This window comes from Acidovorax sp. KPB24-07 (genome assembly GCF_057543315.1).
In genome coordinates this window covers 1-2,465 of record NZ_BAAJYS010000458.1, presented here as the reverse complement: position 1 = coordinate 2,465, position 2,465 = coordinate 1, and the positions used below count along the sequence as shown (strand labels likewise).

General features: G+C 69.8%; 2 protein-coding genes and 1 pseudogene. All 3 read left to right on the top strand.

The genetic code is table 11. From position 1 onward, the window contains the following. Positions 1 to 83: 83 nt before the first annotated feature. Positions 84 to 496: pseudogene (locus AC27IQ_RS22525) on the top strand (oligopeptide/dipeptide ABC transporter ATP-binding protein); the annotation flags it as partial. A gap of 65 nt (positions 497 to 561) precedes the next feature. After that, positions 562 to 2,142: an ABC transporter substrate-binding protein gene (locus tag AC27IQ_RS22520; protein WP_272567312.1), complete on the top strand. Its 1,581-nt coding sequence runs from the start codon at positions 562 to 564 to the stop codon at positions 2,140 to 2,142. Positions 2,143 to 2,145: 3 nt separating this feature from the next. Further along, the coding region (locus AC27IQ_RS22515; RefSeq protein WP_487090864.1) for an acyl-CoA thioesterase/BAAT N-terminal domain-containing protein at positions 2,146 to 2,465 on the top strand (320 nt) is incomplete at its 3' end.

Genomic DNA, 2,465 nt, shown 5'->3' with positions numbered 1-2,465 from the left:
GCATGCGCAGCGCGTGGTGATCGCCCTGGCTGCTGGCGGCCGAGCCGCAACTCGATCGTGGCGGACGAGCCCACCACCGGCGCCTGGACGTGTCGATCCAGGCGCAGATCCTCAACCTGTTCATGGACCTGCGCGACCAGCTGGGCCTGACCTACCTGTTCATCAGCACGACCTGGGCGTGGTGGAGCACGTGTGCGACCGCGTGGTGGTGATGTACCTGGGCCGCGTGGTTGAGAGCGCGCCCGTCGAGGAACTCTTCGCCCGGCCCAACCACCCCTACACGCAGGCGCTGCTGGCCGAGATCCCGAGCGTGGCCGCGCGGCGCACGCGCTTTTCGTCCATCCGCGGCGAGATCCCCAGCCCCATTTCGCCGCCCTCGGGCTGCCATTTCCATCCCCGGTGCCCGCACGCCATGCCGCGCTGCGCCACCGAGGTGCCGCGGCTGCGCGGCATCGCCGTGCGGCACGAGAGCGCCTGCCACCTCAACGACGGCTGAGCGCTCACCGTCCAACGCCCGTTGCCCCCGCCGTATCCCGTTCGTTTTTTCCTGAAAGGCCCGCCATGACTTCCTTCCGCCTCGCCACCCTGGCCGCCGCCGCGCTGCTCGCCGGCACCGGCGCGCTCGCGCAGAACGGCAACACGCTGTCCATCGGCTTCGCCGACCCGGTGTCGTCGGTCGATCCGCAACTCAACAACCACGCGGGCGACCGCTCGCTGGCGCTGCATTTCTGGGACTCGCTGGTCAACTCGCGCGACGGCGGCAAGCTGGAGCCGGGCCTGGCCGCCAGCTGGAAGACGCTGGACGACAAGACCTGGGAGTTCAAGCTGCGCACCGACGTGAAGTGGCAGGACGGCACGCCCTTCACCGCCGACGACATCGTGTTCTCGTTCCAGCGCGCGCGCAACGTGCCCGGCAGCGTGGCGTCCTATGCGGGTGCGCTGCGCACGGTCGAATCGACCACGGCCAAGGACGCGCACACCGTCATCGTCAAGACCAACACGCCCAACCCCATGCTGCCGCTGGAGATCGCCTCGATCTACATCGTGAGCAAGCACGTGGGCGAAAAATCCAAGACCGAGGACTACAACGCCGGCCGCGCCGTCGTGGGCACGGGGCCGTACAAATTCATCTCCTACGTGCCGGGCGACCGCACGGTGTTCGAGCGCAGCGCGAGCTACTACGGCACCAAGCCGCTGTGGGAGAAGGTGAACTACCGCTACATCAACAACGGCGCGGCACGCACCGCCGCGCTGCTGGCGGGTGATGTGGACGTGATCGACAAGGTCGCCGTGACCGACGTGGAGAAGCTGCGCAAGACGCCCAGCGTGAGCGTGTACACCTACCCCGGCCTGCGCGCGCTGCTGCTGCAGCCCAGCTTCAAGGCCGGCGCCAACGAGTTCGTCACCGACAACGCGGGCAAGCCGCTCGCGCAGAACCCGCTGCGGGACGTGCGCGTGCGCCAGGCGCTGTCGCTGGCCATCAACCGCAAGGCCATCGTGGACCGCGTGCTGCAGGGCACGGTGACCGAGGCCAACCAGTGGATGCCCAAGGGCAGCTTCGGCTACAACCCCGAGGTCAAGGACATTCCCTACAACGTGGAGCAGGCCAAAAAGCTGCTGGCCGAGGCCGGCTTTCCGCAGGGCTTCCAGATCACCATCCACGTGCCCGGCGACCGCTACCCGCAGGCCCCCGAGACCGTGCAGGCCGTGGCCCAGTTCTGGAGCCGCGCGGGCGTGAAGACCAAGGTGGAGGTGCTGCCCTGGGCCTCGTACGCCAGCCGCGCCAACAAGAACGACTTCGCCGTCAGCGTGATCGCCTGGGGCAACGGCACGGGCGAGGCCGGCTACGGCCTGCTGCAGACGCTGGCCACCACCGACGCCCAGCGCGGCCGGGGCGCCAACAACTGGGGCCGCTACAGCAACGAAGCGGTGGACAAGGCGCTCGACGCCGCCACGGTGGAGTTCGACGCGCGCCGCCGCGAGGCCGTGTTCCGCCATGCCGCCAAGCTGGTCACCGACGACGTGGGCCAGATCCCGCTGTTCCACTACCAGAACATCTGGGCGGCCAAGAAGGGGCTGAAGGTCGAGCCGATCCTGAGCGACCGCACCACCGCCCTGCAAGTCACCCGCGTGGGCAAGTAAGGCGTGGCTGCGCTCACCATCACCCCCGCCGACGCGCTGATCGACGTGCCGCGCCATATCGTGGCCAGCGGACTCGTGCCGGGCGAGACCGTCACGCTGCGCAGCCACACCCTGCGCGGCCCGGGCGTCGCCTGGCGCGCCGAAGCCGTCTTCGAGGCCGATGCCCAGGGCACGGTGGACCTGTCGCGCGACGCGCCGCGGTCGGGCAGCTACGCCGGCGTGTCGCCCATGGGCTTGGTGTGGTCGCAGGTGCCCGACGGCGGGCAGGCGCCGCGCGCGCTGTTCGCCAGCACCCCGGCCGCGCCGCTGGCTACCGAGGTCAC